We start from the raw sequence: 18,431 nt of genomic DNA, 5'->3' as shown, positions 1-18,431 counted from the left end.
TCGAATCTGCCGCATTATCGCGCGAATTCGTGTTGCAGCGCAGTAACGGCCGCCGACGTATCCGGCGCTTCGGTTACAGCGCGTACCACGCCCGCGCTGCCGACACCCGTCGCCAGCACATCGCGGAGCACCGCAGCATCGATCCCGCCGATCGCCACCAGCGGCACGCGGCCGTCGAGCAAGCGCACGTAACGTGCCAGCCGGGCCAGTCCTTGCGGCGCGGTCGGCATGATCTTGGTGGTGGTCGGGAAAACGGCGCCGAGCGCCAGGTAGCTCGGCCGGAAATGCAGCGCGCGCAACATCTCGTAATAGCCGTGGGTCGATAAGCCGAGCCGCACGCCCGCGCGCGCGATGGCGGCGAGGTCGGCGGTCTGCACGTCTTCCTGCCCGAGATGCACGCCGTACGCGCCCGCGTCGATCGCCTCGCGCCAGTGATCGTTGATGAAAAGCTGCGCCTGGTGTCTGCGCCCCGCCGTCACCGCGCGCGCGATTTCGGACCGGAGATCGGCGGCGTCCGTGGTCTTGCGGCGCAATTGCGCGGTCTCTACGCCCAGATCGAGCACGCGCTCGACCCAGTCCGCGCTCGGCAGCACCGGATACAACCCGAGCCGCGCGGGACAAGGCAGAAACGCCGTTTCCGGCGCGGCGGGCAGATCGGCGACAGCGGGAAAAGTCGCGAAATCGACCGGCCATGCGTCGGGCAAATCGAGATTCGCCGGACGCCACGCGAAAGCGAGCACGAGCGCGTCGTGCGGCGCGAAATCGCAGTCGAGAAACGCGGCGAACGCGGCGAGCCAGTCGTCGGTGTACTCGCCTTCCAGTGCGAAACGCTCGTCGCCGGTACGCAGCACGGCGCGGCCCGCGTGCATTTCCAGTACGCCGGCGCCCGCCGCGAGAATGCGCGCGGCGTCGGCGTCACCCGGCGCTTCGGTGAACACCACGACGTCGCCGCGCTGCAATGCGTCCGGTGTGCTCAGGCAGAGGCGCCACGGCGCGGACGCCGCGGGCCAGTCGCCGAGACGCGTCCGGATTCGCTCGGCCACTTCGTTCAGTTCGTCCGCGGGCGGCCAGAAAATTTCACGGTTCAAAAGGCTCATGCCGCGCTCCCGTCCTGATGCCAGAACGGCATGCCGACCACCGGCGTGCTCGCTTCGGCGCTATCGCGCTCGGCCATCGGGCCGGCCAGAAAAGCCATGCGCCCGGCTTCGACGCCCAGAGCGAACGCGCGCGCCATCTGTGGCGGAAAAGTCGCCTGCGACACCGCCGTGTTCAGCAGCACGCCGTCGAAGCCCCACTCCATCACCTGACACGCGTGCGACGGCACGCCAAGCCCGGCATCGACGATCAGCGGCACGTCCGGCAAGCGCTCGCGTAGCGTGCGCAGCCCATACGGATTCGTCACGCCCTTGCCCGTGCCGATCGGCGCGCCCCACGGCATCAGCGCCTCGCATCCGGCGTCCAGCAGACGCCGTCCGATTACCAGATCCTCCGTGCAATACGGCAGCACCTTGAAACCGTCGCGGATCAGCTTCGCCGCGGCCTCGACCAGACCGATCGGATCGGGCTGGAGCGTGTAGTCGTCGCCGATCAGTTCGAGCTTCAACCACGGCGTTTCGAACAGTTCACGCGCCATCTGCGCCGTATTGATGACTTCGTCGACAGTCTGGCAACCCGCCGTGTTCGGCAGCAGCGCGACGCCGTGGCGCTTGAGCACGTCGAAGAATCCGGCTTCGCCCGTCGCCGATTGGCGGCGTAGCGCGACCGTGACCATGCCGGGGCGGGCGGCGTCGATGGAATCCGACAGCGATTGCAGCGACGGATAGCGCGACGTGCCGAGCAAGACGCGGCTCGGGAAGGATTCGCCATAGAGCGCGAGCGTGTCGGCGGTGGTGATTTTGGACATGATGAGGGCCTAAAAGTGAGTTCAGCCGCCGGCGACCGGCGATACGACATCGAGCTTGTCGCCTGCCGCGAGCACCTTCGATGCGTGCTGGCCGCGTGCGACGAACTGCCCGTTGAGCGCGACGGCGTAAGGCGGCGACGCGCCGAACGCGGCGAGGGCGTCGGTCACGGTGGCGGGTTCGTCGAGCGTGAAGGGCTTCTGATTGATATGGATATTCATGGTGTCGTTGCGTGATGCGCCGCGGCGGCGTACTCGCCGCGCAGCAAGTCGGGCCAGCGCGCGTGGCTGCGCCAGTCGTCGAAGGAAGCGGGGGTCGCGACGGTTTGCGCGAGCAGCGCTTCGGCCAGCAGCGCTGCCGTGCGCGCCACTTCCGGCGCGATCATGAAGCCGTGCCGGTACAGCCCGTTCACGCGCACGGTCCGCGCGCCGTCCCAGACGATGGCCGGACGATGGTCCGGCAGCGTCGGACGGCATTGCGTGTTGAGCTCGAGGATGCGCGCCTCGCCGAAACCCGGATGCACCGCGAACGCCGCGCTCAGGAGTTCGAGCGCCGAGCGCACGGTCATCGGCGACATGTCTTCGCCCTCCACCTCGGTCGCGCCGATCACGTACAGATCGTCCTGTTTCGGCGCGATATAAAGCGGATAACGCGGATGCAGCAACCGCACCGGCCGGCTCAGGCCGATTCCGGGCGCATGCACGCGCGCCACTTCGCCGCGAATGCCGCGCAGCGCGGGCCACGCGGGTTTGCCGCCGAGCCCGCGACAATCGATCACGAAACGCGCGTCCGGCATCGCGGCATCGATGGGCGTATTCCACTGCGTCTCCACGCCGCGCGCCGCCAGACCGGCAGCAAGCGCGCGCAGCACCTGCCGGTTATCGAGCTGGCCTTCCTGCGGCAGCAGCCAGCCCTGCCCAAAGCGCGTGCCGAGCGCGGGTTCGGCCGCGTTGAGTTGCGCCGCGCCTGTCAGTTTGACGAGCCCTTGGTCCAGCAGCGCGGGCGGCGCGTTGGCACGCAGCCGCCGCTCGAAGAGCGGCGCTTCGGCGCGATCGCCCGCGTGCCACACGACCAGCGTGCCGCGTCGCTGGAAAAAGACCGGTTCCGGGAGATCCGCGATCAACGCCGGCCAGCGTTCGAGCGACGCCGCGCCAAGCTCGGTGATGAGCAGTTCCGCGCTCGCCGCCTCCGCGAGCGGCGCGAGCATGGCGGCTGCGACCCACGCCGCCGACTGCGTGCCGGCGGCATCGCCTCGTTCGTACAGCGCCACGCGATGCCCCTCGCCCGCTAGCTGCCACGCCACGAGCCGTCCGCACAGCCCTCCGCCGACGACCGCGAAATCCGGCCGCCGCGCGTTTCGTCCCACGAGTCCAACGATATCCACGATGCAATGCCTCCCGGGCAACGGAGCAACGGCTGCAGCACGCGGACCCGGTTCGAGGCGAGAAATGTCCAACCTCGATCCAGAGATCCATCGATACGGCAGAAAAACGCACGATCCGGGACGAAACGAGTGGCGAGACCGGCCGGGGATGTGCGATGCAAGTCACGCATGCATCGCGCCCGGCGGATTTGAGAACTACTGGAAGAAACTGGAAACCACGCGGGTTTCCGGAAACTTCCCTCGCCGGTATTACCCGGATCGGGTGCAAAGGGTGTCTCTCAGCCTCGTCGCGTGGCTTGTCGTTTCGTTCCGAGCGCCGTGAAGGCGCGGACAGAGCGGACAAGCGGCGCGCGAAGCACCCCTGTTTCGTCAAGAATCATTAAAACATAAAAGCCAAACGCCCCGCAAACCGGGGATTCCCGGCTTTTTTCAGACGCGCCCGGCACTCTGGCACAATGGCTCGCGCACCTTTATCTGTCCCACGAGTCTTGGTATTAAGCGGCAATTAAGGGAATGTGGAAACAATCGGCGGATTCGCCGCGCATCGAATAGAACGGCTTGTCTCCCGCGCCCACCGCTCGTGGCGCATCAGTCGAAGCCTGACCGGGCAGAATCATCTCCAGGAAGCACATGACCACAACTACACCAGGCAACATCGAGAATCCAGAGCAGCAAGCCGACAAAGTATCGGCGTGGAGCCTGATCAAGCCCTACTGGGTGTCGGAGGAACGACGGTTCGCGTGGACGCTGCTGATTGCGATCATCGCGATCAACATGACGGTGGTCTGGATCAATGTCCGGCTCAACCGCTGGAACGCCGACTTCTACAACGCGCTGCAAAGCAAGAACGTCCACGACTTCCCTCAGCTTCTTCTCGTTTTCACCGGCCTCGCGTTCGCGTACATCCTGCTCGCGGTCTACGGCAGATATTTGCGGCAGATGCTCGGTTTCCGCTGGCGTCAGTGGCTGACCAACCGCTATCTCGAACAGTGGCTCGGCGACCGCGCGTTCTACCGGATCGAGCGCGACCGGCTCGCGGATAACCCCGACCAGCGGATCAGCGACGACCTCCAGTCGTTCGCCACCACCACGCTTTCGCTCTCGCTCGACCTGCTTTCCACGCTGGTCACGCTCGTCACGTTCATCACGATTCTCTGGACCATCGCGGGCGCGCTCTCGCTGACGGTGCTGGGCACGCCGCTCGTGATTCCCGGCTACATGGTCTGGGCCGCCGCGCTGTACGCGATCGTGGGCTCGCTGATCATTCAGAAGGTCGGCCATCCCCTCGTGTCGATCAATTATCAGCAGCAGAAAGTGGAGGCGGATTTCCGCTTCGGCCTGATTCGCGTGCGGGAGAACGCCGAGCAGATCGCCTTCTACGACGGCATCGCGACGGAAACGGACAACGCAAAGACGATCTTTGCGCGCATCCGCGACAACTGGTGGCTCATCATGAAGTACACGAAGCGCATGACCTTCGTGTTGAGCTTCTACGGCCAGATCGCGATCATCTTCCCGATCATGGTCGCCGCGCCGCGCTACTTTGCCGGTGCGTTCTCGTTCGGCGTGCTGATGCAGATTTCATCGGCGTTCGGGACGGTCAGCGATTCGTTTTCGTGGTTCATCAACAGCTATTCGACCTTGGTCGAGTGGCGCGCCACGGTGAATCGTCTGCGCGAATTCAAGCGCGTGATGCGCGCCACGCACGTTAAGGAAGCGATCTCGCCCGCGACCGCGCACGGCGGCATCAACCTGCATTACGTGAGCGCGAGCGCGCTGACCACGAAGGGCGTGCGCCTCGCGCTGCCGAACGGCACGCCGCTCGCGCGCGTCGCGGATGTCTCGATTCAGCCGGGTTCGCGCTGGCTCGTGCATGGTCCGTCGGGTTCCGGCAAAAGCACGCTGATGCGCGCGCTGGCGGGCTTATGGCCGTTCGGCGACGGCTCGATCGACGCGCCGGTCGATGCCAAGATGATGTTCATTCCGCAGCAGAGTTATCTGCCGATCGGCTCGTTGAAGGCGGCGTTGACGTATCCGTCGAGCGCCGAAACGTTCACCGATGCCGCGTGTGTCGAGGCACTGCGCGCCTGCAATCTGGACGATTATCTGACGCGGCTCGCGGAGTCCGGGCACTGGGCGAAGATGATGTCGCCGGGCGAGCAGCAACGGCTGGCGGCGGCGCGAGTGTTGCTGCACCAGCCGGACTTCGTGTTCCTCGACGAAGCCACGAGCGCGCTCGACGCGGACAACGAGATGCGGCTTTACGAGATGTTCGTCGAGCGCTTGCCGAAAGCGGCGATTGTGAGCGTCGCGCATCGGGAATCGGTCGCGGCGTTTCATGCGGAAAGGATTGCGATTGAGCGGGAGGGAGTGGGGGTTTTGTCGTAGCGCACTGCTTAAGGCACCCGCCCCCAAAACCAAAAAGCCGGACCACCCTCACAGGCGGTCCGGCTTTTTCACATCCAACAAAAACGCTTATCGCGGCAACTCACTGTGTCCCATCAGAAACGCATCCACTGACCGCGCGCATTGCCGGCCTTCGCGGATCGCCCACACCACGAGCGACTGCCCACGGCGCATATCGCCCGCTGTGAACACCTTGTCCACCGACGTGTAATACGCTTTCTCACCTTCAGTCGATGCACGCACGTTGCCGCGCGCGTCCTTATCGACGCCGAACGCTTCCAGCACCGGCGACACCGGTTGCGTGAAACCCATCGCGAGCAGCACGAGATCGGCCTTCATTTCGAATTCCGAATTCGGCACTTCCCGCATCTTGCCGTCCTTCCACTCGACGCGCACCGCGATCAGCTTCTCGACCTTGCCGTTCTTGCCCTCGAAACGCTTCGTCGCGACCGACCAATCGCGCTCACAACCTTCCTCATGCGACGACGACGTGCGCAGCTTGATCGGCCAGTACGGCCACACTAGCGGCTTGTTTTCCTCGCCCGGCGGCTGCGCGAGCAATTCGAACTGCGTGACGGTCTTCGCGCCATGACGATTCGACGTGCCGACGCAATCCGAACCCGTATCGCCGCCGCCGATCACGACCACATGCTTGCCCTTGGCAACCAGTTGATCGACGACTTTATCGCCCGCGTTGACCTTGTTCTGCAGCGGCAGAAATTCCATCGCGTAATGGATGCCGGACATTTCGCGTCCCGGCACCGGCAGGTCACGCGGCGTTTCCGCGCCGCCCGCGATCACCACGGCGTCGAATTGCTCGCGCAGTTCGTCCGGCGTCACGGTTTCCTTCGCGGTGTTGGCGATGTGCGTCGGCAGCGCATCGCGGCCGATAAACACATTGGTCTTGAACGTGACGCCTTCTGCTTCCATCTGACGCATACGACGGTCGATCAGCCACTTCTCCAGCTTGAAATCGGGGATGCCGTAGCGCAGCAATCCGCCGATGCGATCGTTCTTTTCGAACACGGTCACGTCGTGACCCGCGCGCGCCAGTTGCTGCGCGACGGCGAGTCCTGCGGGGCCGGAGCCGACCACGGCTACTTTTTTGCCCGTCTTGTGCTTCGGCACGAGCGGCGCAACCCAGCCTTCGATCCACGCTTTATCGATGATCGCGTGCTCGATGGACTTGATGCCCACCGCGTCGTTGTTGATGCCGAGCGTGCAAGCCGCTTCGCACGGCGCCGGGCAAATCCGGCCCGTGAATTCCGGAAAATTGTTCGTGGAATGCAGCACGTCGATCGCGCTCTTCCAGTCCTGCCGGAAAACGAGGTCGTTGAAGTCCGGGATGATGTTGTTCACCGGACAGCCGTTGTTGCAAAACGGAATGCCGCAATCCATGCAGCGCGCGCCCTGAATCTTCGCGTCCTCGTCGGACAGCGCGTGCACGAATTCCTTGTAGTGCTTGACGCGGGTGAGCGGTGCTTCGTACGCCTCGTGGCGGCGTTCAAATTCGAGAAAACCGGTAGCCTTGCCCATGTGGTTCTCGTCTATCCAAGTATCGGGTGAGGAACTTGTTCTCCGACGCGTGGCGCCGAAGAACTCTTCTATTTGAGTCGATTGAGTCGATTCGCCGGATCAGGCCGCGATCGCGTCTTTCGCTTTCTTCGCGCCAAGCTCGCCGAGGGCGCGCTTGTACTCGGTCGGGAAGACCTTCACGAACTGACGGCGCGATGCGTCCCAGCCTTCGAGCAGCGCCTTTGCACGCGGCGAGCCGGTGAACTGGAAGTGACGCTCGATCAACGCGCGCAGCAGCGCTTCGTCGGTCTTGCCTTCGTGCCACAGCGCTTTATCGACCGTGCGTTCCTGTTCGGCTTGCTGCAGAACCGGATCGAGCGCGACCATCGCCTTGTTGCACTTGCCGGCAAAGGTGCCTTCCGGATCGTAGACAAACGCGATCCCGCCCGACATGCCCGCCGCGAAGTTGCGCCCCGTTTCGCCGAGCACGACGACCGTGCCGCCCGTCATGTATTCGCAGCCGTGGTCGCCCGTGCCTTCGACAACCGCCGTCGCGCCCGAGTTACGCACGCAGAAGCGCTCGCCCGCGACGCCGCGGAAATACGATTCGCCTTCGATCGCGCCGTACATCACCGTGTTGCCGCAGATGATGTTTTCTTCCGACTTGCCGCGGAAATCGTTGGTCGGACGGATGATGATCCGTCCGCCCGACAAGCCCTTGCCGACGTAGTCGTTGCCGTCGCCGACGAGATCGAGCGTCACGCCCTTCGCGAGGAACGCGCCGAAACTCTGGCCGGCCGTGCCCTTCAACTGGATGTGGATCGAGTCGTCCGGCAGGCCGTCGTGGCCGTGCTGACGCGCGATCAGGCCCGACAACATCGCGCCGACCGTGCGGTTCACGTTGCGCACCGGCTGGATGAACGAGACGTGCTCGCCCTTCTCGATGGCCGCCTTCGACTTCTCGATCAGCACGTGATCCAGCGCCTTTTCCAGACCGTGATCCTGCACATCGACGTGACGCGTCGGGATTTCGCCGTTCTGCGGCACTTGATAGAACACGCGCGTGAAATCGAGCCCCTTCGCTTTCCAGTGCTCGACGCCCTTCTTCATGTCGAGCAGTTCAGCGTGACCGATCAGGTCGTCGAACTTGCGGATACCCAGTTGCGCCATGATTTCGCGCACTTCCTCGGCGACGAAGAAGAAGAAGTTCACGACGTGTTCCGGCTGGCCGGTGAACTTGGCGCGCAGCACCGGATCTTGCGTCGCGACGCCGACCGGGCACGTGTTCAAGTGACACTTGCGCATCATGATGCAGCCTTCGACAACCAGCGGCGCCGTCGCGAAACCGAATTCGTCCGCGCCGAGCAGCGCGCCGATCACGACGTCGCGGCCGGTCTTCATCTGGCCGTCGGCCTGCACGCGGATCCGGCCGCGCAGACGGTTCAGCACCAGCGTCTGCTGCGTTTCGGCCAAGCCCAGTTCCCACGGCGTGCCCGCGTGCTTGAGCGACGACAGCGGCGACGCGCCGGTTCCGCCATCATGGCCCGCGATCACGACGTGATCCGCCTTCGCCTTCGCCACGCCGGCGGCGACCGTGCCCACACCGACTTCCGACACCAGCTTCACCGAAATGCTCGCCGACGAATTTGCGTTCTTCAGGTCGTGAATCAGTTGCGCCAGATCTTCGATCGAATAGATGTCGTGGTGCGGCGGCGGCGAAATCAGGCCGACGCCCGGCACCGAATAACGCAGCTTGCCGATGTACTCGGACACCTTGTGACCCGGCAACTGGCCGCCTTCGCCGGGCTTCGCGCCCTGCGCCATCTTGATCTGGATCTGATCGGCGGACGAAAGGTACTCCGCCGTCACGCCGAAGCGGCCAGACGCGACCTGCTTGATCTTCGAGCGCAGCGAATCGCCGTCCTTCAGCGGAATATCGGTGACGACTTCATCGCCGATGATCGACTTCATCGTGTCGCCGTTCTTGATCGGAATGCCGCGCAATTCGTTGCGATACCGGCTCGCGTCTTCGCCGCCTTCGCCGGTGTTCGACTTGCCGCCGATGCGGTTCATCGCGACCGCCAGCGTGGCGTGCGCTTCCGTGCTGATCGAGCCGAGCGACATTGCGCCCGTCGCAAAACGCTTGACGATCTCCTTCGCCGATTCCACTTCGTCGAGCGGAATCGCCTTGTGCGGATCGACCTTGAACTCGAACAGGCCGCGGAACGTCATGTGACGGCGCGTCTGGTCGTTGATCAGGTGCGCGTATTCCTTGTACGTCTGATACGAGTTGCTGCGTGCCGAATGTTGCAGCTTGGCGATCGCATCCGGCGTCCACATGTGCTCTTCGCCGCGCACGCGATACGCGTATTCGCCGCCCGCATCCAGCATGGTCGCGAGCACCGGGTTGTCGCCGAACGCATCGCGATGCAGACGGATCGCTTCTTCCGCCACCTCGAAAATGCCGATCCCGCCGACCTTCGACGCCGTGCCCTTGAAATACTGCTCGATCAGGTCCGAAGCCAGGCCGACCGCTTCGAAAATCTGCGCGCCGGTGTAGGACATGTAGGTCGAAATGCCCATCTTCGACATGACCTTGTGCAAGCCCTTGCCGACTGCCTTCGTGTAGTTGTAGATCGCCTTCTCGGCCGACAGGTCGCCCTTCAGGCCTTCGGCCATCTGCGCGAGCGTTTCCAGCGCGAGGTACGGGTGAACGGCTTCCGCGCCGTAGCCCGCGAGCAGCGCGAAGTGGTGCGTTTCACGCGCCGAACCGGTTTCCACGACAAGACCCGTGCTCGTGCGCAGGCCGTGCTGGACGAGGTGCATGTTGATCGCGGAGGTCGCGAGCAACGCCGGGATCGCCACGTTGTCGCGGTCCATCTTGCGGTCGGACACGATCAGCATGTTGTAGCCGGACTTCACCGCATCGACGGCTTCCGCGCACAGCGAGGCGAGGCGCGCTTCCACGCCTTCCTTGCCCCACGCGACCGGGTAGCAGATGTTCAGCTCGTAGGAGCTGAATTTGCCGCCGGTGTACTTGTCGATGGCGCGGATCTTCGCGATATCGCGGAAATCCAGCACCGGCTGCGACACTTCCAGACGCATCGTCGGGTTGATGTTCGTGGTGTCGAGCAGGTTCGGCTTCGGGCCGATGAACGACACGAGCGACATGACCATGTTTTCGCGGATCGGGTCGATCGGCGGGTTCGTCACTTGCGCGAACAACTGCTTGAAGTAGTGGTATAGCGTCTTGTTCTTGCTCGACATCACGGCGAGCGGCGAGTCGTTGCCCATCGAGCCGACAGCTTCCTCGCCCGATTGCGCCATCGGCGCCATCAGGAACTTGACGTCTTCCTGCGTGTAGCCGAACGCCTGCTGGCGATCCAGCAGCGCGGCGGCTTCGCGGCGCTGCGAATCGACTTCTTCCGCTTTCGGCTCGATTTCGTCGAGCTTGATGCGCACAGCGTCGATCCAGCTCTTGTACGGCTTGCCGTTCGCGAGGTTGTCCTTGAGTTCCTTGTCCTCGATGATCCGGCCCTGTTCCATGTCGATCAGGAACATCTTGCCCGGCTGCAGACGCCATTTCTTGACGATCTTCGACTCGGGAATCGGCAGCACGCCCGACTCCGACGCGAGGATCACGAGGTCGTCGTCGGTGATGATGAAACGCGCCGGACGCAGGCCGTTACGGTCGAGCGTCGCGCCGATCTGGCGGCCGTCCGTGAACGCGATCGCGGCCGGGCCGTCCCACGGCTCCATCATCGCCGCGTGATACTCGTAGAACGCGCGGCGGTTGTCGTCCATCAGCGTGTGCTGTTCCCAGGCTTCCGGGATCATCATCATCATTGCGTGGACGAGCGGATAGCCGGCCATCACCAGCAGTTCGAGACAGTTGTCGAACGAAGCGGTGTCCGACTGGCCCGGATAGATCAGCGGCCAGAGTTTCGGCAGGTCGTCGCCGAGCACGTACGAGGCGATCGCGCCGGTGCGAGCGTTCAGCCAGTTGACATTGCCCTTCACCGTGTTGATCTCGCCGTTGTGGGCGATCATCCGGTACGGGTGAGCCAGTTCCCACGCCGGGAACGTGTTCGTCGAAAAGCGCTGGTGCACGAGCGCGAGCGCCGAGACCGAGCGGTCGTCCTGCAGATCGCGGTAATACACGCCGACCTGACCGGCCAGCAGCAGCCCCTTGTACACCACGGTGCGCGCCGACATCGACGGCACGAAGTATTCCTTGCCGTGCTTGAGTTTGAGCGCCTGGATGCGGTGGCTCGCGGTCTTGCGGATCACGTACAGCTTGCGCTCCAGCGCGTCGGTCACCACGATGTCCTTGCCGCGGCCGATGAAAATCTGGCGGATCAGCGGCTCGCTCGCCTTCACGGTCGGCGAAATCGGCATGTCGGCGTCGACCGGCACGTCCCGCCAGCCGAGCACGATCTGGCCTTCGGCCTTCACCGTGCGTTCCAGTTCCTGCTCGCAGGCAAGCCGCGACGCGTGTTCCTTCGGCAAAAAAATCATGCCGACGCCATATTCGCCTTCCGGCGGCAGCGTCACGCCCTGCTTCGCCATTTCCTCGCGATAAAAACCGTCGGGAATCTGGATCAGGATGCCCGCGCCGTCGCCCATCAGCGGATCGGCGCCGACAGCGCCCCGATGGTCGAGGTTTTCGAGGATCTTGAGACCCTGTTGAATGATTTGATGGCTCTTCTTGCCCTTGATATGGGCGACAAAGCCGACGCCGCAAGCGTCGTGTTCGTTCGCGGGGTCGTACATGCCCTGCGCGGCGGGAACCGAACCGATGATCGGTTGCTGATGATCGTTCATGGGGACACCGTGTTCTGTGAGGGGCCGTGGGGCCGTTGGACCATGTTTTTATCGCCCGCGACGCCGTTATGTAGCGTTCGACGCCGCGAAGCCGGTCGTGCACCGGGCGCAGTGCGCCCCAAACCGCCGGAAATCGAAATATACGCGACGAATCAAAAGGATGGCAAATAAAACATAGTGATCAGGCACCTATTATCCTTATGGTGCATGAATGCCCCGTTTAATTGGTGCCACATCACGGATGCGCAAAACCGGCGCAAAAAAAACGGAACACCGGTTTTAGGTGTTCCGTTTTTTGAAATAACTCAGGTTTTCGATAACCCCGCCGTTATTGCGTTTGAGGCGGAGCCTGAGGCGGCGTTTGCGGCGTCTCGCGGACTTTACGCGGCCGTCCGCGCGGCAAAGGCGAGACGCGGCGGTTCGCGGCGCGTCCGGCCCATTCCCGGTACGAATCGCTGCCGAGCACCCAGCCTTTCAGGGTGGCCTGCAGCAGACGGTTGGCTTCGCGGTCGTCGAGCGGCTGTTCGCAAAGTTCGCGATACGCATGCTGACGCTCGAACGGCGTGTTGCCGAGCGACCAGTAGAGCGGGTGATCGGTGATCAGCGGGTCCAGCGTCTGGCCGATGTGGTGCCGAAAGCTCGACCACTTGTAATCCTGCGGCGCGGTGACGAGCTGCGCCCGAACCGGCGCCATCTCCACCACGCGGCTTGCGAGCAGGAAGTACTTCTCGCCTTCGATCACCGTCGCGCGGTAGCGGCCTTCCCACAAGGTGCCGCGCCGCATGTAGCGGCGGTTGAAGTGCGCGACGTAGCGCCGGCCGACGGCTTGCATCGCCTTCGGCAGGCTGGTTTCGTCGCGCGGTGTGACGAGCAGGTGGACGGCGCCCGGCGTGAGCGCGTAGGCGTGGATGGCGAGCTGATGATCGCGCGAGGCCGTCTTCAGGCAATCGATGAATAGCTCGTAGTCCTGGTCGTCGATAAACGCGGGCTGCTGGTCGAGACCGCGCAGGATGACATGCTGCGGCTGTTCGGGAACGTAGAGTCGTGCAAGCCGTGCCATGCTGGATTTTCCGTAGGTCGCGTTGTAGTTACCCGAAGGTTCTCTTGAGGCCGCATCGAAGCGTTCGGAAACCGCCACTCGAACGCCGCGCGACCTGGCCGCAAAGCCGTTTTCCTCTTAGGGAAAACGCTCTACGGCCGCGCTATGGTTAGATTGAAACGTTGTGTTCATAATGAGCGTGCTTTTTTCGGAGGAGCACAAATTGAAAATAAAACAAGTCATAACGGGGATCGCAGCACTCGTCTGCGCGTCTACGGCAGCGCACGCACAGTCCGCGGGCTCGTTCTACGTGACCGGCGGCTGGCTGCACATCGCGCCGCAGGACAGCAGCGGCCCGCTCAAAGAAACCAGTGTAGGCGGTAGACCCGTCGATATCACCGTGCCGGGCACCGGCGCGGGTCTCGATTCCGCCGACACGCTCGGCCTGACTGTCGGATATTTCGTCACGGACCACATCGCCACCGAGTTCGTGATGGGCATTCCGCCCAAGTTCGATCTGCAAGGCACGGGTTCGCTCGAAGGCTACGGCACGCTCGGTACGGCCAAGCAGTGGAGCCCCACGCTCCTCTTCAAGTACTACTTCAACAGCGCGCAGTCCAAATTCCGCCCGTATCTGGGCATTGGCGTGACGCGCACCTGGTTCTCGGATGCCAAGATCACCAATAGTGCATTCGAATCCGGTTTGCTGCATGGTCCGACCGAAGTGTCCACGGATCGTTCCTGGGCGCCGGTATTTAATGGTGGCTTCACTTACGCGATCGACCAGCACTGGTTCGCCGGCCTCTCGATCTCCTACGTGCCGCTCAAGGTCACGACGACGCTCAACACGACGACGCACACTGTCGGCAACATCAACGTGCAATCGGAAGCGCGCATCAAGCTGAATCCGATCGTGAGTTACGTGAGTATCGGTTATCGCTTCTGATCCGTTCCGGAGTCCTAGCGGGCATGGTCAGAACATAGCAAGAATCGGACGCCGCCGCGCATGACTGCGTGGGCGGCGTTTTTTTGGTTCCGGCGCAGCTCTTGGTGAATCGTTTCGTTGTAAATCTGACCGGTTTTGCACGGCGCTCGTGCGGCGACGCGCGTTGTTTCTCCCGTTCGGGCGTCACTCGGCAGACCCGCATAGTTAAACGGCTCGAAGGAAATCGGGGAACGCTTGGGTCGAATCGGCATCGAACTTGCTGCATCGTTCGTTTCCCCGCTGATTCGAGCGGACCATCCACGATTCATCCATCGACGGAGCGATCCAATGAACGCACTTCCCAACACGCGAGACGCCATCGGAGATTCCTGGACCAGCACGAGCCGCCGCGCCCGCCGTATTGCGCGACATAGCCGTGACGCCGCAACGGATATCGGCGGCGAGTTGCGCACGCTGCTCGCCGAACTAGAAGAAACGCTGTCGGACGGCACGCAGGCCGATGCCGCTGCGCTTCGTGCCCAACTCAGCAAGCGCCTCGACAATGCCCGTTCGCGCCTGAACGACACGCATCAGGCGGTGCGCGCCCGCGCTCAAACCGCCGCGTCCGACGCCGACGAATATCTCCACGAAAAGCCGTGGCAGACCATTGCGCTCGTGGGCGGTCTGGCGCTGGTCGCCGGTGTGCTGCTGGCACGTGCGCGGTAAAACGCCGTCGTGACCTTGGCGTTACCTTAGCCGCAACGAAAAACGCGCGTCGAGACGCGCGTTTTTTGTTGGCGTGGTTGTTTCGCTCAAGCGATGAAATCCCCTCCGATCAGATCGATCCGGTCCGTGCAGATCGAATCGACGCCCCATCGCGCCAAAAGGCGCGCGCGCTCGGGATCGTTGACGGTGTAGGCGAGAATCCGCAAGCCGGCGCTTTTGATATCTCCCACGATCCGTTCGTCGAGCGCACGATGGCTCGCGTGCAGCGACACACAGCCAAGCGCCGCGGTTTGCGCTCGCCAGCCGTCGGGAATCGTCTCGTAAAGCATGCCGCGCGGCAGGTCTGGCGCGGCGTCGGCGGCGGCTTCGAGTGCCGCATAGGAAAACGACGACAGCAACGGCGGTACGCCCGCGCTCACCCATAAACGCGCCGTTTCCAGCGCGACGAGCCTGCCCGTTTCCACGTCGCGCCCTTCACACGGCTTGATCTCCACGTTCGCCGCAAGCCCGAGTTCCGTGCAGCGCGCCGCTACTTCGGCGAGCGTCGGCATGTGTGTGCCGGCGAAACGCGCGTCGAACCAGCTTCCCGCGTCGAGTTCGCGCAACTGCGCGTAGGTCATCGCGCGAGCTGCGCCATGACCATTCGATGTGCGATCGACAAGATCGTCGTGTAGCAGAAAAACGACATTATCCGACGAAAGTTTGGCGTCGAATTCGACCATTTTCAGGCCGAACTTCGCGCCCGCGTCGATCCCTTCGAGCGTGTTTTCCGGCGCAAGCTTGCCGCCGCCACGATGCGCGACGACGCGCGGATAAGCCCAGTTTTTCATACCGATTGGCCTCAGTTCGCGCGCCGGCCCGTCGCCGGATCGAAGAAATGCAGGCGGTGCGCGGGCAGCGCGACCGGCAGCGCCTCGCCGGGCAACGGCCGATGCGCGTGCGGCAAGCGCGCCGCCACGTCGTGTTTGCCCCAGCGGCCATGCGCGAGATTGTCGGCGCCGAGCAGTTCGCACGAATCCACGTTCAACGTGACATGCGCGATGCCGGGCTGGTCGGGCGTCATGTGTTCCGGCCGAATACCGACGATCCACTCCCGCCCGTTCATTTCCGCGCCCATGCCCTGCACGCCGGCCAGCGGCAGTTTCGGCCCGTTGCCGGCCACCTCGAACACGGAACCGTCCTCGGACACGCGCCCTTCGAGCAGATTCATCGCGGGCGAGCCGATAAAACTTGCGACGAACACCGTCGCCGGACGTTCGTAGACGTCGGTCGGCGCGCCGATTTGCTCGGCCCGCCCGCGATTCATCACGATCACGCGCTGCGCCAGCGTCATCGCCTCGATCTGGTCGTGCGTGACGTAAAGGCTTGTCGTGGACAGGCGCGCGTGCAGGCGCTGGATTTCCAGCCGCATCTGCACGCGCAGTTTGGCGTCGAGATTCGACAGCGGTTCGTCGAAGAGAAACACGGCGGGTTCGCGCACGATCGCGCGGCCCATCGCGACGCGCTGCCGCTGGCCGCCCGACAATTCGCGCGGCTTGCGCTCCAGCAGCGGTTCGAGTTCGAGGATGCGCGCGGCGTTCTGAACCCGCTTCTCGATAATCGCGCGCTCGACTCCGCCGATCTTCAGCGCGTAGGCCATGTTTTGCGCGACGCTCATGTGCGGGTAGAGCGCGTAGTTCTGGAACACCATCGCGATGTCGCGATCTTTCGGTTCGAGCTTGTTCACCACGCGGTCGCCGATCGAAATCGTGCCTTCGGACACGCTTTCCAGTCCGGCCACCATCCGCAGCAGCGTGGATTTGCCGCAGCCGGACGGGCCGACCATCACGACGAACTCGCCGTCCGCGACATCGACATCGATGCCGTGCAGGACGAACTGCTTGCCATCGTAGGATTTCTTGACGTCCTTGAGAGTCAGTGCTGCCATCGACCTGCCTTCTTTCAGAGAAGCGTTATTTTTCGGAATCGACCAGACCGCGCACAAACCAGCGCTGCATCGTCAGCACGACGGCGAGCGGCGGCAGCATCGCGAGCAGCGTCGCGGCCATGACGAGATGCCATTCGGTCGCGGTGTCGCCCGAAGCAATCATGCTCTTGATGCCCACCACGGCGGTTTGCAGCGACTGCTCGTTGGTGATGAGGATCGGCCAGAGATACTGATTCCATCCATAAATGAACGTAATCACGAACAAAGCCGCGATATTCGTTTTGGAGAGCGGCAGAACCACGTCCCACAGAAACCGCAGCGGCCCTGCGCCGTCGATCCGCGCCGCCTCCATCAATTCGTCCGGCAGCGTCATGAAGAACTGACGGAACAGGAACGTGGCGGTGGCCGAGGCGATCAGCGGCAGCGTGAGTCCCGCGTAGGTGTTCGATAGATGCATCGAGGACACAACTTGGACCGTCGGGAAAATGCGCACTTCGACCGGCAGCATCAGCGTGACGAAGATCAGCCAGAACGCTAGATTCTTGAACGGGAAGCGGAAAAAGACGATCGCGTAGGCGGAGATCATCGAAACGGCGATCTTGCCGACCGAGATCACGAGCGCCATGACGAGGCTGTTCACGAGCATCCGGCCGAACGGCGCGGCCGCGTTGCCGCTGCCGTGAGTCCAGATATTCGCGATATTCTCGAACAAGTGCGTGCTCGGAACGAGCGAGAGCGGAACGCTGAAGACTTCGTGTTCGCTCATCGTGGCGGCGCAAAATGCGACGTACACCGGAAACACGACCAGAATCACGCCGACAATCAGCACCGCGTGGCAAAAGATATCAAAACCGCGTCGATTCTCGATCATGTGTATTGCACCCTGCGCTCGATGAACCGGAATTGCACGACGGTGAGCGCGACCACGATCACCATCAGCACGACCGACTGCGCGCCCGAACTGCCGATATCCAGCCCCTGAAAGCCTTCCGCGTAGATCTTGTAGATCAGCGTGCGTGTGGATTGCGCCGGGCCGCCACCGGTAGCCGCGTCGATCACGGGGAACGTGTCGAAAAACGCGTAGACGAGGTTGACGACCAGCAGGAAAAAGCTCGTCGGCGAGAGAAGCGGCAGCGCGATGCCGAAAAAGCGCCGCACCGGACCCGCGCCGTCAATGGCCGCGGCCTCGATCAGCGAACGCGGAATGGCCTGAAGTCCGGCGTAGAAGAACAGGAAGTTATAGCTGACCTGCTTCCAGACCGACGCCAGCACGACCAGAAACATCGCCTGCGAACCGTTGAGCGCGTGATTCCAGACGATCCCATATTTGCCAAGCGCGTACGTGACCAGCCCGATGCTCGGATTGAACAGGAACGACCAGAGCACGGCGGCGATCGCGGGCGCGACCGCATACGGCCAGATCAGGAGCGTCTGATACGCCTTCGCGCCGCGCGTCACGCGGTCGGCGCACGCGGCGAGCAGCAGCGAAATGACAAGCCCGGAGACGGTGACGAGGGCGCAAAAGATCATCGTCGTGTTGAACGACGCGAGATAGAGCGGATCGCCGAGTAGCTGCTTGAAATTGGCAAGCCCGACGAACTCGCTCGACGTGCCGAACGCGTCCTGACTTTGCGTGGCTTGCCAAAGCGCTTCGGCGGCGGGCCACAGGAAGAACAGCGCGGTAATCGCGAGTTGCGGCGCGACCAGCAGATACGGCAAGACGCTCGTGTTGAAACGAGACCGCTTTTCCATCGGAGAATCCTGAGCGATGCGGGAAATGCGGC

The 18,431-nt window shown here is 63.3% G+C and carries 14 protein-coding genes and 1 riboswitch; of the genes, 3 read left to right on the top strand and 11 right to left on the bottom strand.

Features of this window, described 5'->3' with window-relative positions; translation table 11 throughout:
• Positions 1 to 14: 14 nt before the first annotated feature.
• Genes thiE through AC3D25_RS17250 form a run of 4 tightly spaced genes read right to left on the bottom strand, consistent with a single transcriptional unit; the run spans position 15 to position 3,267 of the window.
• On the bottom strand, positions 15 to 1,097 hold the full coding sequence (gene thiE, locus AC3D25_RS17265; protein ID WP_488889536.1) for a thiamine phosphate synthase: 1,083 nt from the start codon (positions 1,095 to 1,097) through the stop codon (positions 15 to 17).
• Complete coding sequence (locus tag AC3D25_RS17260; RefSeq protein WP_488889535.1) at positions 1,094 to 1,903, bottom strand: thiazole synthase; 810 nt, start codon at positions 1,901 to 1,903, stop codon at positions 1,094 to 1,096. The genes thiE and AC3D25_RS17260 overlap by 4 nt, the downstream gene beginning before the upstream one ends.
• A gap of 21 nt (positions 1,904 to 1,924) precedes the next feature.
• A complete protein-coding gene (gene thiS / locus AC3D25_RS17255; protein WP_488889534.1) occupies positions 1,925 to 2,122 on the bottom strand; it encodes a sulfur carrier protein ThiS in 198 nt (65 codons plus the stop codon).
• The gene (locus AC3D25_RS17250) at positions 2,119 to 3,267 is read right to left on the bottom strand and encodes an FAD-dependent oxidoreductase (protein WP_488889732.1); all 1,149 of its coding nucleotides are present in this window, start codon (positions 3,265 to 3,267) and stop codon (positions 2,119 to 2,121) included. The genes thiS and AC3D25_RS17250 overlap by 4 nt, the downstream gene beginning before the upstream one ends.
• A 236-nt stretch (positions 3,268 to 3,503) precedes the next feature.
• Positions 3,504 to 3,658: riboswitch (TPP riboswitch) on the bottom strand.
• Between the two features lie 257 nt (positions 3,659 to 3,915).
• Here AC3D25_RS17250 and AC3D25_RS17245 point away from each other — a divergent pair.
• The gene (locus AC3D25_RS17245; RefSeq protein WP_488889533.1) at positions 3,916 to 5,673 is read left to right on the top strand and encodes an ABC transporter ATP-binding protein/permease; all 1,758 of its coding nucleotides are present in this window, start codon (positions 3,916 to 3,918) and stop codon (positions 5,671 to 5,673) included.
• Positions 5,674 to 5,760: 87 nt separating this feature from the next.
• On the opposite strand, the gene AC3D25_RS17240 is transcribed toward AC3D25_RS17245, so the two are convergent.
• The 3 genes from AC3D25_RS17240 to AC3D25_RS17230 form a co-directional block, all read right to left on the bottom strand.
• Complete coding sequence (locus AC3D25_RS17240; protein ID WP_488889532.1) at positions 5,761 to 7,227, bottom strand: glutamate synthase subunit beta; 1,467 nt, start codon at positions 7,225 to 7,227, stop codon at positions 5,761 to 5,763.
• Positions 7,228 to 7,326: 99 nt separating this feature from the next.
• Positions 7,327 to 12,030 carry a glutamate synthase-related protein gene (locus tag AC3D25_RS17235; protein WP_488889531.1) on the bottom strand — a complete coding sequence of 1,568 codons (4,704 nt, stop codon included), beginning with the start codon at positions 12,028 to 12,030 and terminating at the stop codon, positions 7,327 to 7,329.
• A gap of 328 nt (positions 12,031 to 12,358) precedes the next feature.
• Positions 12,359 to 13,090 (bottom strand): transposase, encoded by a 732-nt coding sequence (locus AC3D25_RS17230; protein ID WP_488889530.1) that lies wholly within the window; start codon positions 13,088 to 13,090, stop codon positions 12,359 to 12,361.
• Between the two features lie 202 nt (positions 13,091 to 13,292).
• Between AC3D25_RS17230 and AC3D25_RS17225 the strand changes: the two genes are divergently transcribed.
• Complete coding sequence (locus tag AC3D25_RS17225) at positions 13,293 to 14,015, top strand: OmpW/AlkL family protein (RefSeq protein ID WP_488889529.1); 723 nt, start codon at positions 13,293 to 13,295, stop codon at positions 14,013 to 14,015.
• 327 nt (positions 14,016 to 14,342) lie between these two features.
• Positions 14,343 to 14,720, top strand: a complete 378-nt coding sequence (locus tag AC3D25_RS17220) for an ElaB/YgaM/YqjD family protein (protein ID WP_488889528.1) — start codon at positions 14,343 to 14,345, stop codon at positions 14,718 to 14,720.
• Between the two features lie 86 nt (positions 14,721 to 14,806).
• Here AC3D25_RS17220 and ugpQ read toward each other — a convergent pair whose 3' ends face one another.
• Genes ugpQ through ugpA form a run of 4 tightly spaced genes read right to left on the bottom strand, consistent with a single transcriptional unit; the run spans position 14,807 to position 18,399 of the window.
• Positions 14,807 to 15,550 carry a glycerophosphodiester phosphodiesterase gene (gene ugpQ, locus AC3D25_RS17215; RefSeq protein WP_488889527.1) on the bottom strand — a complete coding sequence of 248 codons (744 nt, stop codon included), beginning with the start codon at positions 15,548 to 15,550 and terminating at the stop codon, positions 14,807 to 14,809.
• Between the two features lie 11 nt (positions 15,551 to 15,561).
• Complete coding sequence (locus AC3D25_RS17210; RefSeq protein WP_488889526.1) at positions 15,562 to 16,647, bottom strand: sn-glycerol-3-phosphate import ATP-binding protein UgpC; 1,086 nt, start codon at positions 16,645 to 16,647, stop codon at positions 15,562 to 15,564.
• Positions 16,648 to 16,672: 25 nt separating this feature from the next.
• A complete protein-coding gene (gene ugpE / locus AC3D25_RS17205) occupies positions 16,673 to 17,518 on the bottom strand; it encodes a sn-glycerol-3-phosphate ABC transporter permease UgpE (RefSeq protein WP_488889525.1) in 846 nt (281 codons plus the stop codon).
• Positions 17,515 to 18,399, bottom strand: coding sequence for a sn-glycerol-3-phosphate ABC transporter permease UgpA (gene ugpA / locus AC3D25_RS17200; RefSeq protein WP_488889524.1), 885 nt, complete (start codon positions 18,397 to 18,399; stop codon positions 17,515 to 17,517). Before ugpA ends, ugpE begins: the two co-directional genes overlap by 4 nt.
• Between the last annotated feature and the right edge of the window lie 32 nt (positions 18,400 to 18,431).

This window comes from Caballeronia sp. SL1002, assembly GCF_057814995.1.
This window is presented reverse-complemented; position numbering and strand designations above follow the sequence as displayed.

Excerpts from the sequence above, each read along its gene's own strand:
- thiE (WP_488889536.1), bottom strand. The coding sequence starts at position 1,097 with ATGAGCCTTTTGAACCGTGAAATTTTCTGGCCGCCCGCGGACGAACTG.
- AC3D25_RS17260 (WP_488889535.1), bottom strand. The coding sequence starts at position 1,903 with ATGTCCAAAATCACCACCGCCGACACGCTCGCGCTCTATGGCGAATCC.
- thiS (WP_488889534.1), bottom strand. The coding sequence starts at position 2,122 with ATGAATATCCATATCAATCAGAAGCCCTTCACGCTCGACGAACCCGCC.
- AC3D25_RS17245 (WP_488889533.1), top strand. The coding sequence starts at position 3,916 with ATGACCACAACTACACCAGGCAACATCGAGAATCCAGAGCAGCAAGCC.
- AC3D25_RS17240 (WP_488889532.1), bottom strand. The coding sequence starts at position 7,227 with ATGGGCAAGGCTACCGGTTTTCTCGAATTTGAACGCCGCCACGAGGCG.
- AC3D25_RS17235 (WP_488889531.1), bottom strand. The coding sequence starts at position 12,030 with ATGAACGATCATCAGCAACCGATCATCGGTTCGGTTCCCGCCGCGCAG.
- AC3D25_RS17230 (WP_488889530.1), bottom strand. The coding sequence starts at position 13,090 with ATGGCACGGCTTGCACGACTCTACGTTCCCGAACAGCCGCAGCATGTC.
- AC3D25_RS17220 (WP_488889528.1), top strand. The coding sequence starts at position 14,343 with ATGAACGCACTTCCCAACACGCGAGACGCCATCGGAGATTCCTGGACC.
- ugpQ (WP_488889527.1), bottom strand. The coding sequence starts at position 15,550 with ATGAAAAACTGGGCTTATCCGCGCGTCGTCGCGCATCGTGGCGGCGGC.
- AC3D25_RS17210 (WP_488889526.1), bottom strand. The coding sequence starts at position 16,647 with ATGGCAGCACTGACTCTCAAGGACGTCAAGAAATCCTACGATGGCAAG.
- ugpE (WP_488889525.1), bottom strand. The coding sequence starts at position 17,518 with ATGATCGAGAATCGACGCGGTTTTGATATCTTTTGCCACGCGGTGCTG.
- ugpA (WP_488889524.1), bottom strand. The coding sequence starts at position 18,399 with ATGGAAAAGCGGTCTCGTTTCAACACGAGCGTCTTGCCGTATCTGCTG.